This window comes from Nocardia sp. NPDC060259 (assembly GCF_042728775.1).
Lineage (GTDB): Bacteria > Actinomycetota > Actinomycetes > Mycobacteriales > Mycobacteriaceae > Nocardia.
The window spans coordinates 18902-40382 of record NZ_JBHXAY010000025.1; the positions used below are offsets into that span (position 1 = coordinate 18902).

18 protein-coding genes are annotated in these 21481 nt (G+C 69.9%); 11 read left to right on the top strand and 7 right to left on the bottom strand.

Going from position 1 to position 21481, the window contains the following annotated elements:
- Positions 1-91: 91 nt before the first annotated feature.
- A complete protein-coding gene (locus ACFWF2_RS12900) occupies positions 92-775 on the top strand; it encodes a GAP family protein (RefSeq protein WP_379307563.1) in 684 nt (227 codons plus the stop codon).
- Positions 776-859: 84 nt separating this feature from the next.
- Entirely contained in the window at positions 860-1621 is a 762-nt protein-coding gene (locus tag ACFWF2_RS12905) for a polyprenol monophosphomannose synthase (protein ID WP_379307650.1), read from the top strand.
- 61 nt (positions 1622-1682) lie between these two features.
- Here ACFWF2_RS12905 and ACFWF2_RS12910 read toward each other — a convergent pair whose 3' ends face one another.
- Complete coding sequence (locus tag ACFWF2_RS12910; RefSeq protein ID WP_379307565.1) at positions 1683-2123, bottom strand: DUF6069 family protein; 441 nt, start codon at positions 2121-2123, stop codon at positions 1683-1685.
- Between the two features lie 153 nt (positions 2124-2276).
- Between ACFWF2_RS12910 and ACFWF2_RS12915 the strand changes: the two genes are divergently transcribed.
- The 3 genes from ACFWF2_RS12915 to ACFWF2_RS12925 all read left to right on the top strand — a co-directional run bounded on the left by ACFWF2_RS12915 (position 2277) and on the right by ACFWF2_RS12925 (position 4672).
- Complete coding sequence (locus ACFWF2_RS12915; RefSeq protein WP_379307567.1) at positions 2277-2825, top strand: hypothetical protein; 549 nt, start codon at positions 2277-2279, stop codon at positions 2823-2825.
- 121 nt (positions 2826-2946) lie between these two features.
- The gene (locus ACFWF2_RS12920; protein WP_379307652.1) at positions 2947-3474 is read left to right on the top strand and encodes a copper chaperone PCu(A)C; all 528 of its coding nucleotides are present in this window, start codon (positions 2947-2949) and stop codon (positions 3472-3474) included.
- Positions 3467-4672, top strand: a complete 1206-nt coding sequence (locus ACFWF2_RS12925; RefSeq protein WP_379307569.1) for a Dyp-type peroxidase — start codon at positions 3467-3469, stop codon at positions 4670-4672. The genes ACFWF2_RS12920 and ACFWF2_RS12925 overlap by 8 nt, the downstream gene beginning before the upstream one ends.
- Before the next feature lie 35 nt (positions 4673-4707).
- Here the strand turns inward: ACFWF2_RS12925 and ACFWF2_RS12930 are convergent, their stop codons facing one another.
- Both ACFWF2_RS12930 and ACFWF2_RS12935 read right to left on the bottom strand, forming a co-directional pair.
- Positions 4708-6123 carry an HAD-IB family hydrolase gene (locus ACFWF2_RS12930; RefSeq protein ID WP_379307571.1) on the bottom strand — a complete coding sequence of 472 codons (1416 nt, stop codon included), beginning with the start codon at positions 6121-6123 and terminating at the stop codon, positions 4708-4710.
- A complete protein-coding gene (locus ACFWF2_RS12935) occupies positions 6123-8552 on the bottom strand; it encodes a glycerol-3-phosphate 1-O-acyltransferase (protein WP_379307573.1) in 2430 nt (809 codons plus the stop codon). The genes ACFWF2_RS12930 and ACFWF2_RS12935 overlap by 1 nt, the downstream gene beginning before the upstream one ends.
- Positions 8553-8756: 204 nt before the next feature.
- Here ACFWF2_RS12935 and ACFWF2_RS12940 point away from each other — a divergent pair, with 204 nt between their 5' ends.
- The gene (locus ACFWF2_RS12940) at positions 8757-10043 is read left to right on the top strand and encodes a salicylate synthase (RefSeq protein ID WP_379307575.1); all 1287 of its coding nucleotides are present in this window, start codon (positions 8757-8759) and stop codon (positions 10041-10043) included.
- Positions 10044-10097: 54 nt separating this feature from the next.
- Here ACFWF2_RS12940 and ACFWF2_RS12945 read toward each other — a convergent pair whose 3' ends face one another.
- On the bottom strand, positions 10098-11717 hold the full coding sequence (locus ACFWF2_RS12945; RefSeq protein WP_379307577.1) for a (2,3-dihydroxybenzoyl)adenylate synthase: 1620 nt from the start codon (positions 11715-11717) through the stop codon (positions 10098-10100).
- 230 nt (positions 11718-11947) lie between these two features.
- Between ACFWF2_RS12945 and ACFWF2_RS12950 the strand changes: the two genes are divergently transcribed.
- From ACFWF2_RS12950 to ACFWF2_RS12960, 3 genes are all read left to right on the top strand, one after another.
- Positions 11948-15667 (top strand): amino acid adenylation domain-containing protein, encoded by a 3720-nt coding sequence (locus ACFWF2_RS12950; RefSeq protein WP_379307579.1) that lies wholly within the window; start codon positions 11948-11950, stop codon positions 15665-15667.
- A 78-nt stretch (positions 15668-15745) separates the two neighbouring features.
- Positions 15746-16609 (top strand): oxidoreductase, encoded by an 864-nt coding sequence (locus ACFWF2_RS12955; protein ID WP_379307581.1) that lies wholly within the window; start codon positions 15746-15748, stop codon positions 16607-16609.
- Between the two features lie 94 nt (positions 16610-16703).
- The gene (locus ACFWF2_RS12960) at positions 16704-17174 is read left to right on the top strand and encodes a carboxymuconolactone decarboxylase family protein (RefSeq protein ID WP_379307583.1); all 471 of its coding nucleotides are present in this window, start codon (positions 16704-16706) and stop codon (positions 17172-17174) included.
- A 98-nt stretch (positions 17175-17272) separates the two neighbouring features.
- Here the strand turns inward: ACFWF2_RS12960 and ACFWF2_RS12965 are convergent, their stop codons facing one another.
- Entirely contained in the window at positions 17273-18082 is an 810-nt protein-coding gene (locus ACFWF2_RS12965) for an NAD(P)H-binding protein (RefSeq protein ID WP_379307585.1), read from the bottom strand.
- Between the two features lie 315 nt (positions 18083-18397).
- Here ACFWF2_RS12965 and ACFWF2_RS12970 point away from each other — a divergent pair, with 315 nt between their 5' ends.
- Positions 18398-19489 (top strand): 3-deoxy-7-phosphoheptulonate synthase, encoded by a 1092-nt coding sequence (locus ACFWF2_RS12970; RefSeq protein WP_379307587.1) that lies wholly within the window; start codon positions 18398-18400, stop codon positions 19487-19489.
- Positions 19490-19537: 48 nt separating this feature from the next.
- Here the strand turns inward: ACFWF2_RS12970 and ACFWF2_RS12975 are convergent, their stop codons facing one another.
- Entirely contained in the window at positions 19538-19900 is a 363-nt protein-coding gene (locus tag ACFWF2_RS12975) for a nuclear transport factor 2 family protein (protein WP_379307589.1), read from the bottom strand.
- A gap of 86 nt (positions 19901-19986) precedes the next feature.
- Here ACFWF2_RS12975 and ACFWF2_RS12980 point away from each other — a divergent pair, with 86 nt between their 5' ends.
- Positions 19987-20772, top strand: a complete 786-nt coding sequence (locus ACFWF2_RS12980) for a helix-turn-helix domain-containing protein (RefSeq protein ID WP_379307591.1) — start codon at positions 19987-19989, stop codon at positions 20770-20772.
- On the opposite strand, the gene ACFWF2_RS12985 is transcribed toward ACFWF2_RS12980, so the two are convergent.
- Positions 20766-21383 carry a LysE family translocator gene (locus ACFWF2_RS12985; protein WP_379307593.1) on the bottom strand — a complete coding sequence of 206 codons (618 nt, stop codon included), beginning with the start codon at positions 21381-21383 and terminating at the stop codon, positions 20766-20768. The two genes, ACFWF2_RS12980 and ACFWF2_RS12985, sit on opposite strands and share 7 nt — an antisense overlap.
- Positions 21384-21481 lie beyond the last annotated feature (98 nt).

Here is a 21481-nt window from a genome sequence, read left to right on the forward strand (position 1 = left end):
AAAGCCTAACGAGATCGGCGCCGTTGTGGGTGGGACTGGGTCGCACCGTGGTCCGGAACCCAGGTGACCGGCGAGTAGGGTCGCAACGGTCATGGGTGTCCTGCTGATCACGTTGCTCGGGTTCGCGGTGGTCGACGCGCTCGATGTGCTGTTGGTCGCGATCACCACGGCGGTGGTGGCGGACAGCCGGCTGGCGCGGCGGTCGCCGGTGGTCGGTGGGTTCAGTTTTCTCGGTGGCGTGTTCGCGGTGTCGGTGGCGTTCGGGATCGCGACGGTGCTGGGGATCGATTTCCTGGTTCGGCTGTTCGACTTCGAGTTGACGCCGCTGCTGCGGTACTGGGGTGAGCTGCTGATCGGTGTGGTGCTGATCGTGGTGGCGGCGTTGCCGATGGATACGACGATGCGTGGTGGCGGGCGCTGGGTGCGGCCCGTGCGGAAGTATCCGTGGCTGATGGGGGTTGTCGGGTTCACGCTCGGGCTGGCCAAGGTGCCGACCTCGGTGCCGTATCTGGCGGCGCTGGCGATGCTGTCGGCGCAGCGTCCGCTGCCGGTGGCGTGGCCGCTGATCGTGGCCGGATATTGCGCGATAGCCCTGCTGCTGCCACTGGTGGTGCTCGCGCTGGCCATGCGCAAGACGCCGCGCGCCCGCCGGGTGTACCGCCTGCTGGTGCGGTGGATCACCCGCTTCGGACCGCCGGTGGTGCGGGTGCTTTTCGTGGTGTTCGGCGTGGTCCTGGTGGTCGACGCGCTGGTACACGCACGCCAGCTGTGGTGACGGGCCCGCACGGCCGCTCAGGTCGGCGTCAGGTCGATCGAGTACCGTCATCACGAATCGATGACATGCCCTCGCGCCCGCTGGCTGGGTCGCGAGGCGTTACCAGGTGAGCAGGGAGGGCGACCCTTGAGGGTTACCGTTGTTGTGCCGACCTACAACGAGCGGGAAAATCTGCCGGTGGCGGTGGAGCGGCTGACGGCGCTGCCGGTCCCCGACCTGCACGTGCTGGTGGTGGACGACAACTCACCCGACGGCACGGGCGAGGTGGCCGACAAGCTGGCCGCCGAGCTGCCGAACGTGGTGAGCGTGCTGCATCGCACCGAGAAGGACGGCCTCGGCCGCGCCTACATCGCGGGCATCACCCAGGCTCTGGCCGAGGGCGCCGACGTGGTGATCCAGATGGATGCCGACCTGTCGCACCCCGCCGAGGTGATCCCGGCGATGCTGGAGAAGCTGAGCTCCGCCGATACGGGCGTCGTGCTCGGTTCCCGATACGTGCCCGGCGGCTCGACCGCGGCGGAGTGGAAGTGGTACCGCAAGGCCCTGTCGGCTTGGGCCAACTTCTACGTGAACCTGATCCTGCGCCTCGGCGTGAAGGACGCGACCGCCGGCTTCAAGGCGTGGAAGGCCGACACCCTGCGCGCGATCGACGTGGCGTCGATCCGCAGCAACGGCTATTCGTTCCAGGTCGAGATGAACTACCGCGCGATCAAGAAGGGTTACACGATCGCCGAGGTGCCGATCCGGTTCGAGGAGCGCACCCTCGGCGCGTCGAAGATGAGCCTGAAGGTGCAGCTGGAGTCGGCGCTGATGCCGTGGAAGCTGCTGTTCGGCCGCTCGGTGTAAGTACTGACACACGAAGGACCCCACCGGAGATCTCCGGCGGGGTCCTTCGTCGTTGCGGGGGTCAACGGGCGGTGATGCTCTTGCGCACGCCTTCCAGCGCGACCACGATCACCGGCACCAGCACCACGTGCATCACCGACAGCGCGATGGTGGAGGCGGTGTCGAAATCGGCGTCGACGGTCATGGCGATCGTCGCGATCGACAGTGCCGAGCCGACGACCGCGCCGACGCGCAGCACCCCGGTCCACAGGTAGGACACCAGCACGGCGACGGTCAGGCCGATCAGCAGCGGCACGGTCGACATGAAGATCACGCCGCCGGGAGCGACGTCCATCACCTTGCCGCCCTCGGTAGTGATGAAGGATCCGCCCGCGGCCGCGCCGATGCCCCAGACGATCAAGTTCGCCACGACGGCGGCGGCCACGCCACCCAGGACGGCGACCGGCCGGTTCAGTGCGGGCAGCGTGCGGGTGGCGGTCGGGGTGGCGGTGGTGGTGGTCATGATGTTCTCCCTCATTCGGTGGTGAGACAATCATCGAACCTGAACCATTATTTAGGTCAAGCGGTGGACGTGATCAATTTCCGCGAACCGGGTGAGACGCTGGTCACGCGCCCTGTACCGCCCACCTACGACAGCGGGTCGTAGCATGGCGGGGTGCGTTCACCGACGGATCACACCGCGCGCTTGCGTGGCGCGGCGGTCGGTGCCGCCTCCGGTGCGGTCGCCGTGCTCGCGCACGGACTCGGTGGCGCGACCGCGGTTCCCACCGGATCGTCGCTGACGCTGCTGTTCGCCGCCTGCGCCCTGATCGGCGTCGTGGTCACCGCGCTGCCCCGCGGCGAGGGTCCGGCCTCGACCATGGCGGTGCTGGCCGTCGGCCAGGGCATCGGTCACACCGCGCTGACGCTGGGCCACACCCATCACCACAGCTTCTCCGCCGCCATGCTGCTCGCGCACCTGGTGGCGATCCCGGCGGGCGCCCTGGCGATCCGCGCCGCCGAAATCGGTGCCCGGCGGGCGATCACCAGCGTGCGACGCCTCGTCCTCGTGCTGGCCGGGATCACCGAGCCCGCCGCGCCCGCGTTGCGGCTGCCACCGGTCGAGGAACGCGCGGTCCTGCGGCAGCTCCTCCTGCGACCCGGCATCGGCCTGCGCGGACCGCCACCCGCGGCCGCGACCAGACTTCATCCCGTTCCGGCGTAGTCCGCCGTTCCACGAATCCCGCTGTCCGCGCGGTCGATTCGTCGACTCCGCGCGTCGGTTCGGGTTCTCACCCAACCCCGATGATCGGAGTTCTCCCGTGTCCGCATTCCCGCGTACCGCCCTGCGTCCGCCCCGGCTCGCACGCCGTCTCGGCGCCGCGGCGGCCCTGTCCGCGCTGACCTTCTTCGCCACCGCCTGCTCGGCCTCCGACCCCGCACCCGATGCGCCGACGGGTGACCGGATCACCATGAGCGACCAGTGGATCAAGGCCGCCGATTCCGGCATGTCCGCCGCTTTCGGCAACCTGAGGAACACCGGCGACACACCGATGACCCTGGTCGCCGCGACCAGCCCGGCCTCGGATCGCGTCGAGATCCACGAGGTGGTGCCCGACAGCACCGGCGCCAAGACCATGCGCCCCAAGGAAGGTGGCATCACCATCCCGGCGCACGGTGAAGTCACGCTGAAACCCGGCGCCGAGCACCTGATGTTCATGGATCTGAAGCAGCCGCTGCGCACCGGCGCGGAAACAACACTCACGCTCACCTTCGCCGACGGTTCGAGCACCGTCGTCACCGCGCAGGTCCGCGACTTCGCCGGCGGCAAGGAGAACTACACGCCGGGCACCGAGCATCCCACGCATGGCTGATCCGCATCCCAGGCTCTCCCGCCGTCGGTTGCTCGGCGGGGGAGCCGCGGCGGCGGGTGTCGTCGGCGCGGCCGGAATCAGCTGGGGTGCGGCTGGTTTCGCACGTGAGGAACCAGCCGGGGACGATGCGCTCGACGTCGTCCCGTTCTACGGCCCGCACCAGGCAGGCGTCGAGACGACGCCACCCGGTCACGTGGCCTTCGCCGGTTTCGACCTGGCGCCCGGTGTCGGCCGCGAGGACATCATCGGCCTGCTCCGGATCTGGACCGACGACGCGTCCAGGCTCACCCAGGGCCTGCCCGCGCTCGCCGACACCGAACCGGAACTCGCGACCCGACCCGCCCGCCTGACGATCACGGTCGGTTTCGGACCCGAACTGTTCACCCGCGCGGGCATGGCCGAGCGGCGCCCGAGCTGGCTGCGGCAGCTTCCGCCGTTCCCCATCGACCGCCTCGATCCCGCCTACACCGGCGCCGACCTGGTCCTGCAGGTCTGCGCCGAGGAGGTGACGACGGTCGCGCACGCGGTGCGGGTGCTGTCCAAGCACGTGAAATCGCTGGTCGCGGTGCGCTGGGTGCAGCGCGGCTTCCGGGACGCTCCGCGCGGCCAGACCATGCGCAACCTCATGGGCCAGGTCGACGGCACCGTCAACATCGCCCCGCGCACAGTCGACTTCGATCGCCTGGTGTGGGACGACGGCGCGTCGACGCCGTGGCTGGCGGGCGGCACCTCCCTGGTGCTGCGGCGCATCGCCATGGACCTCGACACCTGGGACGAACTCGACGCCGACGGCCGCGAACTCACCGTCGGCCGCCGGGTGTCCAACGGCGCGCCGCTGACCGGCACGGCCGAACACGACGAGCCCGACCTGACAGCGGTCGACCGCAACGGCATCCCGGTCATCCCGCCCTCGTCGCACGTCGCGCGGGCCAGGCACACCAACGACGGCGAACGTTTCCTCCGCCGCGGCTTCAACTACGACGAAGCCCCTGCCCCGGGTCTGCTGTCGAACTCGGGCCTGTTGTTTGTCGCCTACCAGCGCGATATCGACACCCAGTTCCTGCCGGTGCAGCAGCGGCTGGCGGAATTCGACGCGCTGAACGAATGGACGACACCCGTCGGTTCGGCCGTGTTCGCGATCCCGCCCGGCGTGCCGGGACCGGGGCACTATCTCGGGCAGCGGTTGTTCGAGGCTTGAGAATCCGGCCGGGCGCACCACCGCGCCCGGCCTGCTCAGGCCTGTGGCCAGTCGAGCAGGGTGTTCTCGAACAGCCGCCGCACCTGCTCGACCTCGTCGTCCATCGCGGCGGGGTCCCAGCCGGAGACATCGATCGGTGGCAGCACCGCGACATCGACGATCCCCGCCCGCGCGATCGGCGAATCCCGCCAGGCGATCTCGCCCGCGTTGCGGATCACCACCGGGATCACCGGCACGCCCGCCTGGATGGCGATATGGAACGCGCCCTTCTTGAACGGGCCGACCCGCGGCGTGTACGACCGGGTGCCTTCCGGCGCGACACCGATCGAGAGTCCGTCGCGCAGGGTGGAAACCACCGGCGCGAGCGCGGCTTTGGCGCGTTCGGTGTCGGTGCGGTCGATGAAGGTGACGCCGACGAACCGCATGAGCGGGCCGAACAGCGGATGATTGGCCAGCTCCTTCTTGCCGATGCCGGTGACCGCCCCGCCGAGCACCTTGGGCACGATGATCACGTCGAACTGGCTCTGGTGATTGAACAGGAACACCGCGGGTCGCGGGGCGCGGGCGTGCTCGGCGCCGACGACGCGCAACCGCACGTCGATCGCCGCGAGTGTCGCGGTGGTGGCGTCGTGCATGAGGGCGTCGGCCATGGCCTGGCGCCGGCCGGTGTAGGACTTGCGCAGCACACCGACCAGCGCGCCGCCGAGCAGCGCGGCGAAGCCGGCGATCGTGCGCAGATAGTCGACGGGGCGTGGCGCGAGGCGGGGACGGAACGTCAGTGCGGGCCAGCCTCGCTCGGCGGCGATCTCGGCCAGCTTCGGATCGGGGTCGACCACCGTGGGGATCTCGGCCAGGTCGAGCAGTTGCAGATCGGTGGCGCTGTCGGCATAGACATAGCCGATCTCCACCTCGGCCGCCGCGGCGAATTCACCGACGGCGTCCGCCTTTTCGGCACGCCACAGCGGTGCGCCCTCGGTGTGCCCGGTCAGGATGCCGTCGTCCACGGCCAGTTCCGTGCACAGCACGTGCTCGATGCCGAGTCGCTCGGCGGCGGGCAGCACCTGGAACCGGGTGAGTTCGCTGACCAGCACCACCGTGTGCCCGGCCAGCTGATGGGCACGCACGAGCTGCCAGGCCTCGGGGAACAGCCTGCCGTAGATCTCGCGGCGGAAAGCGCTGCGGCCCAGCTCTTCCAGATCGGACTCGGTTCGACCCGCCCAGGTCCGCTCGACGGCTTGCAGTACGCGCGCGTAGTCACCGTCGTTGCCACCGCGCACAATGCCACCGAGCAGTGCGGCTCTGCGCGCATCACCACGACGGAACAGTCTGCGCGCCAGACTCCGTCGCGGTAGCCCGTCGACAACGGTGCCACCGAAATCGAAGACGGCGGCGACCTGCGATCCCTGCGGTCCCGACCGGATAGCGGCCAGTGCTTCGGCGAGTGTGCTCATCAGATCGCGGTCCGGTTCGACGGGTCGAGGCTCGCGGCCCGTGCGATGCGCTCACCGAGGTCACGGAGCCGTTCGGCGAATTCCTGCCGCCGTTCCAGCAATTCGGCTTCCGCGCCCGGAGCTGCCGGTGCGACGAGGCCGTGATTGTCGGCCAGTTTCCACGCACTGGTGAACAATTCGGTCGAGACCGACTCCGGACTGTGCAATCGCTGTTGCAACAGCATCTGTTTCCCGACCGCCACGCACTCGTCGATGAACTCCTTGCGGTCGATCGTCGTGTCGGCCGACCGCGCGGCCAAGCGCTCGGCCACCACCAGCTGCGCGTCGAAGAAGGAGCGCAGCACGCGGTGCGCCATTACGAAGCCGGAATCGGTGAGCGCGCCGAGGAATTGGCGATCGAGCCGATCGTCGGGGGTGTTCTCGTCCCATTCGGGCACGATGATCCGCACCTCGTCGATGATCTGCTCGGCGAACTCCTTGCGCTCGGGGAAGAAGAATTCGAATTTGAGCAGATCGCGCAACGCGAAGGCGGCCTTCCACGCCGAGCGCAGTGGGTCATCGCCCGGTTCCTCCACGGCGGTCAGCGCGGCCAGTTCGAGAATGGCCCGGTTGACGAACCAGTGCACCGCGCTGTTGCGGTAGAACGCCGCTTCCAGGTGCGCGCCGGGCTCGATCGCGTACACCGGCTCCAGCCCACCGCGATACACGGTGACGACACCGGCGAGCGCGAGCTGTTCGAGGACGACCCGCAGGCCCTGATCGTCACGCAGCGCCGACAGCTCGCCACTGGGCAGCCCGCGCTGGGCGATGTAGCCCAGAACGGGGTCGACCACCGTGCGCACCTGCCCCAGCGTCAGCGCGCGCTCGTGTACGCCGAGCAGCGCCAGCGTGACCAGCGCGTTCACCGTGATCGGGGTGACCTGGTTGATGCCGACGGCGATGTCGAAGGCCAGCCGCTGCACGGCTTTCCGTTCGCTCTCGCGCAGCGCCGACTCGTCGGGCACGCTGGTCTCGCCGGTCGTGGTGTCGCGCAGCGGGATCGTCATCGGACGCTGATCGAGCGGATCGCCGTTGGCGCCGAGCCGTTCCCGCGCCGACAGCGGCTCGCCGAACCGCACATACACGCGCCCGGCCGAATGCTGCTGGCTGCGGACATATCTGGCGAGCCAGCCGATGCCCTCCGGCTTCTTCGTGCCGCCGGACTGCTCACTCGCGATCGCGCCCAGCTCGTTGAGCCGCTCGTAGGTGATCGAGACCGGCACCAGCATCACGTCCTCGACGCGGCGTGAACGTACCGCCGCGGCGAGGAAATTGAGCAGGCCGTAGCGGGGCGGCCGCAGTTTGCCGGTGCGGGTGCGACCGCCTTCGAAGTACCACTCCAGATTGAAGCGCTTGGCCAGCAGGTAGGCGAAGTACTCCTCGACGACCGCCTTGTAGACCTCGTCGTCACCGAAACTGCGCCGGATGAACACCGTTCCGGTGCGCCGGGCGATGGGGCCCATCGGCCAGAAGTTGAGGTTCGCTCCGCCGATCACATGGTTGGGCGGAAAGTCGTTGCGCGCCAGCACGTCACCGAGCACGAACGCGTCCACATAGGAACGGTGCGAGGGCAGGAATACCAGCGGGTGCTTGCGGTTGAGCTTGCGCAGCGCGTCCAGGCCGGGCAGGTCGGTGTCGACCTTCCAGGTCGAGGCGTGCACCGGTCGCATGGCCTGGGTGAACAGGTCCGAGACCAGCCTGCTCTGCGCGGCGACCAGTTCGCGCAGCGCCTTCTCCGCGTTGCGATACACCTGGTCGGGTTCGGTGCCGGTCTCGTCGGCGATGTAGTCGAGTTTGCGCTGGAACTCGGGGGAATCGAGGATCTCCTCGGCCACCAGCTGCGGCACCTTGTAGCGGTCACCGATGACGGTGCGCTCGGCCCGCTCCAGCGCGACGACGGCCGCGCGCACCACCGAGCGCGCGAACGGCTCGGCCGTGCCCGCCCGCAGCAAGGCGGCGGCCTCGGGATTGTTGGTGCGCAGTTCGCTGAGCCGTGCGGGCGCGCCGACGAGTACCCGGTGCCGGTCGGGTTCGGTGCGCAGCAGTCTGCGCTGGACGAGCCGGTTCGGTTTGCGCGGGTTGGTCAGCATGACCAGGTCGGCGAAGGTGACCCGGCGGACGCCATCGCGTTCCGGCGGCAGCCACAGCACCCGAACCGGGACGACGAGCGGGTCGTCGTGCCTGCCGACCAGGCGTTTGGTGATCGCCTTCGCGTCGAGGTCGAGCTGGGTCACCGGGGCATCGGAGCCGATGTCGCGGCTGAGTCCGCCCTCGGCGATCCAGTTGCCGATCAGTTCGCGTTCGACGCCGGAGGCCGCGTCGACCAGGGCGACCACCGAGTCGGCCATGGGTCCCGTTCGCGGGCCGCGCCGCCCACCGATGTCGATCATCTCTCCATTCAAGCGGCAGATCCGCCTCGGCGCACCGAACTTGGATTACCGCGCGTTGCGCACGGCCGTGCCGCAGGCCCGGGTGGCGAAGGATACCCACGGACCTGGCTGGCTAATCCACGAGGTAATGCTAACCTAACCACGAAGAAGTTAGGTCAGCATTACCTTGGAGGATCGTTGTCGTCGACGGAACAGCCCGTACGGGTGGAGTATGTGACCGATCCGGCGGCAGCGATGTCCCGGCTGGCGGCGGCCGATCGGTTCGGCGAGTACGTGATGTACGAGCAGCCCGGCGGGTGGGTGTTCGCCGCCGACCCGCTCGGCAGCGTCGAACTCGACGCCGGTGAACTGCGCACCGTGTGGGGCGGCAAGACCACCGCGCGCGCGTGGACCGGCAGGCCCGCCCAGGTCGTCGACGCCGCGCTGGCCGCGCTGCCGCTGGACGGCCGCAATGCCTACGGCTGGATCGGTTTCGAGTTCTGCGCCTTCTCGCTGGCCGCGACCCGCTACCTGAACCCGCTGACCCCGCTGGTGCACCTGATGATTCCGCGGATCGAGGTCCGCATCGATGCCACCGGCGTGCGGATCAGCGGCGCCACCCCCGCCGAGGCCTGCGATATCCACGATCTGATCGCCGCGTCGCAGGGCACCGACCTGCCGGTCGCGTTCCCGGTCGACGTGCGGCCCGACCCGACCGACTACCAGGGTCGCGTCGCCACGGCGGTGGCGGAGATCCGTTCCGGCGACTACCAGAAGGTGATCCTGTCCAGGAAGGTCGATCTGCCCTTCGCCGTCGACGTGCCGGCCACCTACCGTCTCGGCCGGGCCAACAACACCCCGGCTCGCTCCTTCCTGCTGCGCCTCGGCGGGCTGGAAGCGGCCGGGTTCAGTCCGGAGCTGGTGGCCTCGGTCGACGACGACCGGATCGTCACCACCGAGCCGCTCGCCGGGACCCGCGCCTTCGGGCTCGGTGTCGAGGCCGATGACGCCGCCCGCGCCGAGCTGCTCGCCGATCCGAAAGAGATCGTGGAGCACGCTATTTCGGTGCAGACCTCGTTCGCCGAGATCACCGAGGTCGCCGCGCCGGGCACGCCTGCCGTCTCCGACTTCATGGCGGTGCGCGAGCGTGGCAGCGTGCAACACCTGGCGTCCACCGTGCGCGGCACTCTCGCCGCCGACCGGACCAGCTGGGACGCGCTCGAGGTGCTGTTCCCCTCGGTGACCGCCTCCGGCATCCCCAAGCGCGAGGGCGTCGACTCCGTCTTCCGTAACGATCACGATCCGCGCGGCCTGTACTCCGGTGCGGTGGTGTGTGTTTCGCCGACCGGTGCGATGGAGGCGACGTTGGTGCTGCGGGCGATCTACCAGACCGGTGAGGGCGCGTGGCTGCGCGCCGGTGCCGGCGTCGTCGGGCAGTCGCGTCCCGAGCGTGAGTTCGAGGAGACCTGCGAGAAGCTCGGCAGCGTCGCGCCTTATGTAGTCAAGGCCTGATTCTCTCGGGACAACAAAACGGCGGCTCACCTTTCGGTGGGCCGCCGTTTCGTGTCAGCCGTGCAGGGCGCGCAGGGCCTTCTTGTCGATCTTGCCGACGGCGGTGATCGGCAGCGAATCCGCTTGCCGGACAACGTCGGGCAGCTTGTAGGTGGCGAGGCCGCGCTCGGTGAGGAAGGTCTTGATCTCGCCGAGGCTCGGCAGCTCACCGGTGACAACCAGGACGACACAGGCCTTTTCGCCGAGCGAGGCGTCCGGCAGGCCGACCGCGGCGGCGTGCCGCACGGCGGGGTGCGCGAGCAGGTGCTCCTCGAGTTCGTCGCAGGAGATGTTCTCGCCGCCGCGGTTGATCACGTCCTTGATCCGGCCGCTGACCACCAGGTGCCCGGTGGGCAGCTGCCGCACCAGGTCGCCGCTGCGGTAGTAGCCGTCGGGGGTGAAGGCGCGCGCATTGTGTTCGGGCGCACGGTAATACCCGCGCAGCGTGTAGGGGCCGCGGGTGAGCAGTTCGCCCTCCTCGCCGGGCGCGACATCGTCGCCCTCGGCGTCGACGACACGGAGCTCGTCGGCGGGGGAGAGCGGGCGGCCCTGCGTGGTGCAGATCAGCTCGTCGTCATCGTCGAGGCGGGTGTAGTTGAGCAGGCCCTCGGCCATGCCGAACACCTGCTGGAGGCGGCAGCGCAGTGCGGGTTCCACGTCGCGGGCGTTGACCTCGGCCAGGCGGGCGCCGCCGACCTGGAGCAGGCGCAGCGAGCTCAGGTCGGCGTCCTCCCATTCCACCGCGGCGCTCCACAATTGGGCCAGCGGCGGGACGACGGCGGTGACGGTCACCCCGTGCTTCTCGATCGCGGCGAACGCGGCCTCGGGGCTCGGGTCCAGGGTGAAGGCGATCGCGCCGCCGGTGGCGACGGTGCCGAGAATGCCGGGGCAGGCCAGCGGGAAGTTGTGGGCGGCGGGCAGTGTCGCGAGGTAGACGTCGTCGGGGGTGAGCTCGCAGACCTGGGCGCTGGCGGTGGCGTTGTAGGCGTAGTCGTCGTGGGTGCGGGCGATCAGCTTCGGCAGGCCGGTGGTGCCGCCGGAGACCAGCATCAGCGCGATCTCGGACGGATCGATCTCGGGCAGCGAATCGCCGTCGCGGGCAATCGAATCCAGTGCGGTGAACTCACCCGGCTCGCCCGCGACGAGGACGTGGCGCAGGGACGGAACCGCCTGCCGCACCGTGGTGGCGAGCTCGCGGTAGTCGAAATCACCGAGGGTGTCGGGGATCAGGTAGGCCACGGCGCCGGAGAGCGCGGCGAGGTGCTCGATCTCGGCGCGGCGGTGCGCGGGCAGGGTGAGCACCGGGATGATGCCCGCCCGCAGCAGGCCGAACAGGGCGGTGGCGAACTCGGGGATGTTCGGCAGCTGGACGACCACCCGGTCGCCGGGGTTGATGCCGAGGGCGAGCAGGCCGTGCGCCATCCGGTCGGCGGCCGCGTCGAGTTCGGCGTAGGTCTGGGTGCCACCGTCGGTGAAGACGGCCGGACGCTGCGGCTGGGCGCGCGCGGAGTCGCGGAGCAGGTCGCCGAGTGTGCGTCCGGCCCAGTAGCCGTCGGCCCGGTACCGCTGTGCCGCGGCCTCGGGAAAGGGGACGTAGCCCTCGCGGTGGTCTGCTTCGGCCGATGTCGACGTCACGTTCTGCCTCGCTGCTCTGGCGGCTCGCGCCGCGTGTTTCTCGCACCCGGCCTCGGCCCTCCCGCTGGTCGATCCGGCATAGCCGCGGGTGGGGAGACCGGTAGCTCGGTGCCCGCGTCGCAGGCTAACCTTGCATAGGTTAGGCAACCCTATCTCAATGAAGTAGGCTGCCGCCGGGCAGTACCGAAATCCGTCCGGCCCCGGACGGCGAGCAAGGAGTGAACCGGCAGATGGATACAGCACCCGAAGGCGTCGTGATCGACCGCGCCGAGATCCGCGCCGCGATCGCCCGCCACCTCGACCTCGCCCCCTCGGACATCGCCGACGCCACCGACCTCATCCAGCTCGGCCTCGACTCGATTCGCACCATGAAGCTGGCAGGCGGCTGGCGCAAGCGCGGCATCGCGGTGAACTTCGCCCTGCTCGCCGCCCATCCCACCGTCGACGCCTGGTTCGCCCTGCTCAACGGCGCCGACCCCGACGACCTCGCGGCGAGCGGCACCGAAGCGTCGAGCGCGACGGCTGCGGGCGCCGTGGCATCGGCGACCGACTCGGCCGTCGATGTCACGGCCCGCGACGTCGACGCAGTGGTGCCGTCCGCTGCCGATGACGAGGTCTCCGCGCCGGGTGCCCTGACCGCCGGCAGGCAGCCGGTGGACGCCGACTTCGACTCGGCGGCAAGCGACTCGGTGATCGTGCCCGATGACGGGACCCCGTTCGCCCTGGCCCCCATGCAGCACGCGTACTGGATCGGCCGGTCCGACGCCCAGGAGCTCGGCGGTGTCGCGGCGCACCTCTATGTCGAATTCGACGGTGCCGGTGTCGATCCCGAGCGGCTCGAGCGCGCGGTGGAGCAGCTGCTCGTCCGGCATTCCATGCTGCGCACCCGGTTCCTGCCCGACGGCACCCAGCAGACCCTCGACCGGCCTGGCCGCGCGGTGTACAGCGTGACCGATCTGCGCGAGGCGTCCGCGGCGGACGCCGAGCAGCGGCTCGAGGAGCTGCGGACCGCGCGCACCCATCAGCGGATGGCGGTGCAGGACGGTCAGGTGATCGATATCGCGCTGACCCAGCTGGCCGACGGCCGCACCCGCCTGCACCTCGATGTCGACATGCTCGCCGCCGACGCCATGAGCTACCGCATCCTCATCACCGACCTGGCCCGGCTCTACCACGGCGAACAGCTGCCGCCGCAGGACTACACCTTCCGCCAGTACCTGGCCGAGCACCCCGCGGGCACCGGCGACGAGCACGCCCGCGACCGCGCCTGGTGGCAGGAACGCCTGCCCGAGCTGCCCGGTTCGCCGGAACTGCCGCAGGCCCAGCAGATCTCGGACCCCAGCCGCACGATCCGCCTGCACCGCTGGCTCTCCCCGCAGGCCAAGGCGCGGGTGTTCGACGCCGCGCACGCCCGCGGCATCACCCCGGCGATGGCGCTGGCCTCGGTATTCGCCGAGACCATCGGCGGCTGGTCGGCGCAGCGCCGTTTCCTGCTGAACCTGCCGCTGTTCCACCGCGAGCCGGTGCACCCGCAGGTCGACGGCGTCGTCGGCGACTTCACCTCCTCTGTGCTGCTCGAGGTCGACGTCACCGAACCCGCCACCGTCGCCGACCGCGCCCGCGCCCTCCAGCAACGCCTGCACGAAGCGGGCGCGCACTCGGCCTACTCCGGCCTCGAGGTCCTGCGTGACCTCGGCCGTCACCGCGGCGAACCGGTACTCGCCCCCATCGTCTACACCAGCGCCCTCAACCTGGGCGAACTGTTCGCCGACACCGTCACCGACACCTTCGGCGACCCGGTCTGGATCATCTCCCAGGGCCCGCAGGTCCTCCTCGACGCCCAGATCACCGAGGTCCGCGGCGGCCTCCTGCTCAACTGGGACATCCGCGAATCCGCCTTCCCCGCGGGCATGGTCGAGGTGATGTTCGCCCGGTACATCGAGGCGATCGAGCGACTGGGCGGCCAGAGCTCCGCGCTCGCCGATCCGCTGGGTGGCGCCGAGTCCGGTCCCGCCGCCGTGGTCGGCGGTGCGGGGTGGCAGGCCGAGGCCGGTGTGCGCATCCCGGTGGAGCAGGCGGCGACCCGGGCTCGGGTCAACGCGACTTCCGGCCCGGTCAGCGGCGGTCTGCTGCACACCGGATTCTTCGCGAACGCGGCCACGAATCCCGCGGCGCCCGCGGTGCTCTGGGAACCCGCCGGGCAGCTGACCTACGGTGAGCTCGCCGCCGATGCGCTGGCCGTCGCCGGTGCGCTGCGGGAAGTCGGTGTGGCGCCGGGTGATTCGGTGGCCGTGCAGCTGCCCAAGGGTCCTGACCAGGTTGTCGCGGTCCTCGGCGTGCTCGCGGCGGGTGCGGTCTACGTGCCGATCGGCTTCGATCAGCCCGCCGCCCGGCGCGCGGAGATCCTGCGCACCGCGGACGCGGTCGCGGTGCTCACCGTCGGTGGCGCGCAGATTCCCGAGGCAAGGGCGATCGACCTGGCCGAGGCGCGCACCCACGCGGAACCGTTGGCGCGCCCCGTCTTCGGTGATCCGGAGAACATCGCCTACGTGCTGTTCACCTCAGGCTCCACCGGCAAGCCTAAGGGCGTCGAGGTGCCGCACCGCGCCGCGATGAACACCATCGACGACCTGAACGAGCGCTTCGGTCTCGGCGCAGGCGACCGGGCACTTGCCCTCTCGGCCCTGGAGTTCGACCTCTCCGTCTACGACATCTTCGGCCTGCTCGCCGCGGGTGGCGCGGTGGTCGCCGTGGACGACGCCCAGCGCGGCGACCCGGCCCGCTGGGTGGAACTCATCCGCCGCCACCGGGTTTCGATGCTGAACTGCGTCCCCAGCCTGCTCGACATGCTGCTGACCGCCGCCGCGGGCGAGCAGCTGCCGTCGCTGCGCACGGTGATCCTCGGCGGCGACTGGGTCGACGTCGCCCTGCCCGCCCGCCTGGCCGCCCTCGCCCCGGAGTGCCGGTTCGCCGGTCTCGGCGGCGCGACCGAGACCGCCATTCACTCCACCATCTGCGAGGTCGTCGGCGCCGAGGTCCCCGCCGAGTGGAGCGCGGTGCCCTACGGCACCCCGCTGCGCAATGTGCAGTGCCGCGTCGTCGGGCCCGCGGGCACCGACTGCCCCGACTGGGTCACCGGCGAGCTGTGGATCGGCGGTGACGGCGTTGCCGCCGGATACCGCGCCGATCCGGAGCGCACCGCCGACCGGTTCGTCACCCACGAGGGCCTGCGCTGGTACCGCACCGGCGACCTGGCCCGCTACCTGCCCGACGGCGGCCTGGAATTCCTCGGCCGCGCCGATCATCAGGTCAAGATCCGGGGCTACCGGGTCGAACTCGGCGAGGTGGAGAGTGCCCTGCGCGCGGTGCCAGGCATCCGGCACGCGGTGGCCGCCGTGGTCGGCTCGGCCGCGCCGAAGCTGGTCGCCGCGATCGTCGCCACCCCGGACGCCACCCTCGACATCGAGGCCGTGCTCGCCGCCACCGCCGAGCTGGTGCCCGCCTACATGGTCCCGACCCGGCTCGAACTGCTCGCCGAGCTCCCGCTGACCTCGAACGCCAAGCCGGACCGCAAGGCCGTCCGCGCGGTGCTCGACAAGAGCGAGACGGCAACGGAATTCGTCGCGCCGCGGACCGACCTCGAGCGCGCGCTCGCCGCGGTGGTCGGCGAGGTCCTCGCCACCGAGCGGATCGGCGTCACCGACGACTTCTTCGCCCTCGGCGGCGACTCGGTGCTGGCCACCACGGCGGTGGCCCGCATCCGCGAATGGCTCGACGCGCCCGACACCGTGGTCGCCGACCTGTTCACCGCCCGCAGCATCGCCGGCCTGGCCGCGCGCATGCTGGAGCGGGAGGCCGAGTCGGGCGCCACGGGCAGGCTCGAGGCGGTCGCCGCGATGTACCTCGAGGTCGCCGCGATGACCGACGAGGAGATCCTCGCGCAGTCCTGACGGCCGCCGAGCCGGTGCGGACCACGCACCGGCTCTTGCCGATTCGCGATTTTCGCAGGTCGCAGTAGACTTTCGCCAGTGAGTAAGTGGACTACCGCGAACCTGCCCGACCAGACCGGCCGCACCATCATCGTCACCGGAGCCAACAGTGGGTTAGGCGCCGCCACCGCGCGTGCGCTGTCCGCCGCGGGCGCCCGGGTGATCCTGGCCTGTCGAGATACGGGCAAGGCGGAGCGGGTCGCGACGAGCATGCCGGGTGCGACCGAGGTCCGTGAGCTCGACCTGGCGAACCTGAACTCGGTCCGCGCCTTCACCGACTCGATCGAGCGCGTCGACGTGCTGATCAACAACGCGGGCGTGATGGCGCTGCCGCTGCGCCGCACCGCCGACGGCTTCGAAATGCAGTTCGGCACCAACCATCTCGGCCACTTCGCGCTCACCAACCTGCTGCTCGACCGGATCACCGATCGCGTGGTCACCGTCTCCAGCGGCGCGCACCGCATCGGCCGGATCGACCTGGACGACCCCAACTGGGAGCGCCGCCGCTACGACCGCTGGCTCGCCTACGGCCAGTCCAAGCTGGCCAACCTGATGTTCGCCTACGAGCTGCAGCACAGGCTGGCCGGTGAGGGCTCGGCGGTGGTCTCGGTGGCCGCGCACCCCGGCTACGCCGCGACCGAACTCATGTCACACACCGAGTCGATCCAGGACGCGGTGATGTGGCTGGGCAACCGCACGCTGGCCCAGAGCGCCGAGCAGGGCGCGCTGCCGACCCTGTTCGCGGCTACCGCCGATATCGTGCCCGGCGCCTTCTACGGCCCCGACGGCCTGCTCGGCCTGCGCGGATACCCGGCCCGCTGTGGCAGCACCGGCGCGTCGAAGGACCGCGCGGTCGCCTCCGAGCTGTGGGAACTCTCCGAGAAGCTCTGCGGCCTGATCTGAGAGGTAGTGACGGGCATCACCTTCGATGCTGTCACACCGCGGGTGGCTCCCTCGTCGTCTCTGTAGAACCCCACAGAACGACGAAGGAGCCATCATGGAACCGCGCTTCGACCTCTACGCCAACCGTGTCGCGACCAGCTTCACCAAGCGGCTGACCATGGCGAGCAAGGTGATCGACGACTCGACGCTGGACAAGGCGACCTATGAGCTGGTGAAGCTGCGGGCCTCGCAGATCAACGGCTGTAGCTACTGCACCGACATGCACTTCAAGGACGCCGTCCACGCGGGCGAGTCCGCGACGCGGCTGAACCTGGTCGCCGCCTGGCACGAGGCCACCGTCTTCACCGACGCCGAGCGGGCCGCCCTCGCGCTGACCGAGGAGGCGACCCGCGTCGCCGACGGTGGCCACGTCTCCGACGACACCTGGGAGCAGGTGCGCAAGCACTTCGACGACGATCAGACCGCCGCGCTGATCGCCGCCATCGCGATGATCAACGCCTGGAACCGGATGAACGCCATCGCCCGCACCCCGGCCGGCGACTACGAGCCGGGTCAGTGGGGCTGAGCCCAGACCGGTGCCGCCGCCCGGCTCAGCCGTCGATCGGCGACTACGAGCCGGGTCAGTGGGGCTGAGCGGCCGACCCTGCCGCCCGGCTCAGGCGACTACGTGCGCTGGGCGAATCGGTGCCCGTGTTCGGCCGCCCACTGCGCGAAGGTGCGCGCCGGGCGGCCGAGCACCTGCTCCACCGTCGGGTCGACCGTGTACGACTCCGGGCTCGACTCGGCGTACCAGCCGATCACATAGTCCGCGTCGGCCTGGGACACGCCGGTCGCCATGAGCCGGTCGACGGCCTGCTGATGGGTGATCCTGGCGAACTCGACAGGCCTGCCCGCCGCCTCGGCCAGGATCGCGATCCGCTCGTGCGGGGTGATCGCCGCGGGTCCGGTCAGGTTGTAGGCGCGGCCGTGGTGGCCGTCCTCCAGCAGCGCCACGGCCGCGACCGCGCCGATGTCGGCCTCGTGGACCACCGCGCTCGGGTGGTCGTAGGGCTCGCGCACCACGCCGTCGGTCAGGATCGGCTCGCGCCAGGTGAGCGTGTTCGACATGAACTCCTGCGGCTCCAGCCGCGTCCACTCCACCCCGGACTCGGCGATCGCCTCCTCGACCGGACCGACCCCGCCGCCCCAGACGACGGTGATGCGGCGCACGCCCGCCTCGACGGCCCGGCCGATCAGCTCCGGCCCGAGCCCGGCGGTCACCGTCACATGCAGTCGGTCGACACCATGCCAGGCATCGCCGAGCGTCGACGGCACGTTGTGGGTCCCGGTGACCAGCTCCACCTCCGGACCGAGCAAGGTGCGTGCTGCGGCGGCATCGCGCGTGACCGCCCTGACCTTCTCGCCGCGGCCGACGAGTTCGCGTACCACCTGGCGTCCGGTGTTTCCGGTAGCGCCCGTAACCAGCGTTGTCACAGTCGATTTCCTTTCGTCGACTACCGACGCTAAAAGCTCGAGCAAGGTAGAGGTCAAGGGTTCGGGGCCTGCGGTTTCGCCGACGCGGCGGTGTGATGGTCCACACTCCGGGCAACCTAGCCCTGACTGGCGACGTTTCACCGGTGGTACAGTCCACGGCATGCAGCGCGCATATTTCTGGTTTAGCGAGCCGGCCCTGGGTGGGCCGGTCTGCGACCCTGCGCGCTGACCTCCTCCACCCCCGAGCCGGACACTGACCGGCTCGACGGGTTCGCGAAAGTCCGTGGGTCGGCCTCGAAGATAGGAAACCCACACATGACAACCGCAGCCGATATCGACTCGCGGCATTCCGATCTGGATGACCAGCGCACCCTCAGCGTGAGCCCCCTGCGCTCGCCCGCCGAGGTCCGCACGGTCCACCCCATCACCGACGAGCTCGCCGACACCGTCCGCGCGGGCCGCAAAGCCACCGTCGACGTGCTCAACGGCGACGACGACCGCCTCATGGTGATCGTCGGCCCGTGCTCGGTGCACGACCCGGCCGCCGCGCTGGACTACGCCCGCAAGCTGGCCGCCAAGGCCGAGGAGCTGAGCGACCGGCTGCACGTGGTGATGCGCGTGTACTTCGAGAAGCCGCGCACGACGCTGGGCTGGAAGGGTCTGATCAACGATCCGCACCTGGACGGTTCGTTCGACGTCAACACCGGCCTCGGTATCGGCCGCAAGGTGCTCGTCGACATCACCGCGCTCGGCCTGCCCGTGGCGTGTGAGTTCCTGGATCCGATCACCCCGCAGTACATCGCCGACCTGGTCTCCTACGGAGCGATCGGCGCCCGCACCGCGGCCAGCCAGGTGCACCGGCAGCTCTCGAGCGCGCTGTCCATGCCGGTCGGCATCAAGAACGGCACCGACGGTGACGTGCAGGTCGCCGTCGACGGTGTGCGTGCCGCCGCGGCCAGCCACGTCTTCCCCGGCACCGACCTCGACGGCCGCTCCGCGCTGATCCGCACCACCGGCAACCCCGACTGCCACGTCATCCTGCGCGGCGGCAGCAACGGCACCAACTACGACGCCGCCTCGGTCGCCGAGGCCAAGCTGCGGCTGGAGAAGTCCTCGCTGGCCCAGCGCGTGGTGGTCGACGCCAGCCACGGCAACAGCAACAAGGACCACAACCGCCAGGTCGATGTCGTCACCGATATCGCCGACCGGCTCGCCGCCGGTGAGCAGGGCGTGGTCGGCGTGATGCTGGAGTCGTTCCTCGTCGCCGGTCGCCAGGACCTGACCCTCGGCAAGGCCGATGAGCTCACCTACGGCCAGTCCATCACCGACGCGTGCATCGACTGGAACGTCACCGCCGCCCAGCTCGACCGGCTCGCCGCCGCCGTCGAATCCCGTCGCGGCGCCTGACCCGACCACGAAGGACGCTCCCGGCGACGGGGGCGTCCTTCGGTCGTCTCAGAACATTCCGTTCGGGATCTGGTCGGCCTCGGGTACCGGCTGGACGACATCCCAGTGCTCCACGATCTGTCCGTCCACGAACCGCCAGATGTCGACGACGGCGCTGCTGGTCGGCGCGCCGGGCGGGGTCATGGCGTAGTGCACGACCACCAAATCGCCTTCGGCGACGACCCGGTGCAGGTCCAGCTGCGCGCCGGCGACCGGTGCTTTCGCGATGTAGTCGATGAATGCGTCTCGTCCGCTGGGGTTTCCGGGGCTGTGCTCGACGAAGTCCGCGTGCACCAGGGTGCGGAGCACGTCGAGATCGCCTGCCGCGAAGCGCCGGAAGCCGTCGATGACGAGTTGTTTGTTGGTGTCCATGACGTTGAGAGTCGCCGACACGATGCGGCGCGTCGATTACCCGCCTGGTAATGGCGGCGGTGTCGGGTGGGGCGCAGACTCGGGGCATGACGCACGATCGTCCGGTGGGGGAGCTGCTGCGCGAATGGCGTGTGCGCAGACGGTTGAGTCAGCTCGATCTGGCCATCCAGGCGGAGGTGTCGGCGCGGCACGTCAGCTTCGTCGAGACGGGGCGCACGATTCCCAGCAGCGCGATGGTGCTGCATTTGGCCGACACTCTCGATGTGCCGCTGCGCGAACGTAATCGGTTGCTGGTCGCCGCCGGGCACGCGCCGGTCTTCCGCGAGCAACCGCTGGACGAGCCCGATCTGGTGCGGGCACGGGAGACCGTGCAGCAGGTGCTGCTCGCGCACGAGCCGTTTCCCGCGCTCGCGGTGGACAGGCGTTGGAATCTCGTGCTGGCCAACAGTGCCGTCGAGGTGTTCCTGGAAGGCGCTGCCGCGGAACTGTTGCGGCCGCCTGTCAACATGATGCGGCTGGGTCTGCGTCCGGACGGGCTCGCGCCGCGGCTGCGCAACCTGGAGCAGGTGCGGTCGTTCCTGCTCTCCCGCCTTGCCCATCAGGCCGCGCGCGGCGGAGATCCGCAATTGCACGCTCTATACGAGGAATTGGCGGCGTTCGGACCCGAGCACGAGCCGGGGCCACCCGACCCGGCGGAGGTCGCCTTGCGCATCCGGTTGGCGTATCGCGGAACCGAGCTGAGCTTCGTCAACACGGTCACCACCTTCGGCGCGGCGTTCGATATCGCGCTCGACGAGATCGCCGTCGAGGTCTACCTTCCCGCCGACCTGGAAACCCGCCGATACTTCCGCACCCGCGCCGCCGACTACTGATTCTGGACAGCCAGGCGCCCGGCGAGCGCGAGGAACGAGGCGCCGAAGATCCGTCGCATCCAGGTGACCACGGGCGGGCGGGACAGGATGTGGCCGCGCACCGCGGCCGCCGCCGCGCCGTAGACGGCGAACACCACGAAGGTGGCGAGCATAAAGACGGCGCTCAGTTCGAGCATGCGTGGCAGGGCATTCGGGGCGCCGTTCGGCACGAACTGAGGCAGGAACGCGAAGAAGAAGATCGTCAGCTTCGGGTTGAGGATATTGAACAGGATCGCCGAGGTGATCACTGTGCGCGCCGAGGGCGCCGGGCCTGCCTGTTCATCGGGAATCGCCAGAGCGCCCTTGTCGCGAAAGGTGTTCCACGCCATGTACAGCAGATAGGCGACACCGAGATACTTCAGCGTCTGGAAGGCGACGGCGCTGGTGTTCAACAGCGCGGCCAGGCCGGTGACGGCCGCGATCACGTGCGGGACGATGCCGAGGGTGCAGCCGAAGGCGGCGATCACACTGGCACGGACGCCGCGGGACAGACCGGCGGCGAGAGTGAACAGGACCCCGGTGCCCGGTGTGGCGACGATGACGAGCGTGGTCAGGACGAACTCGGTGTTCATCTCCCGCAGCTTAACCAGGACTCGGTGTAGGGGGAACAGATGTTCATCGGTTACTCGGTCGAGCCAGGATTTCGGTGTCGACACCACGGGTGGGTGCT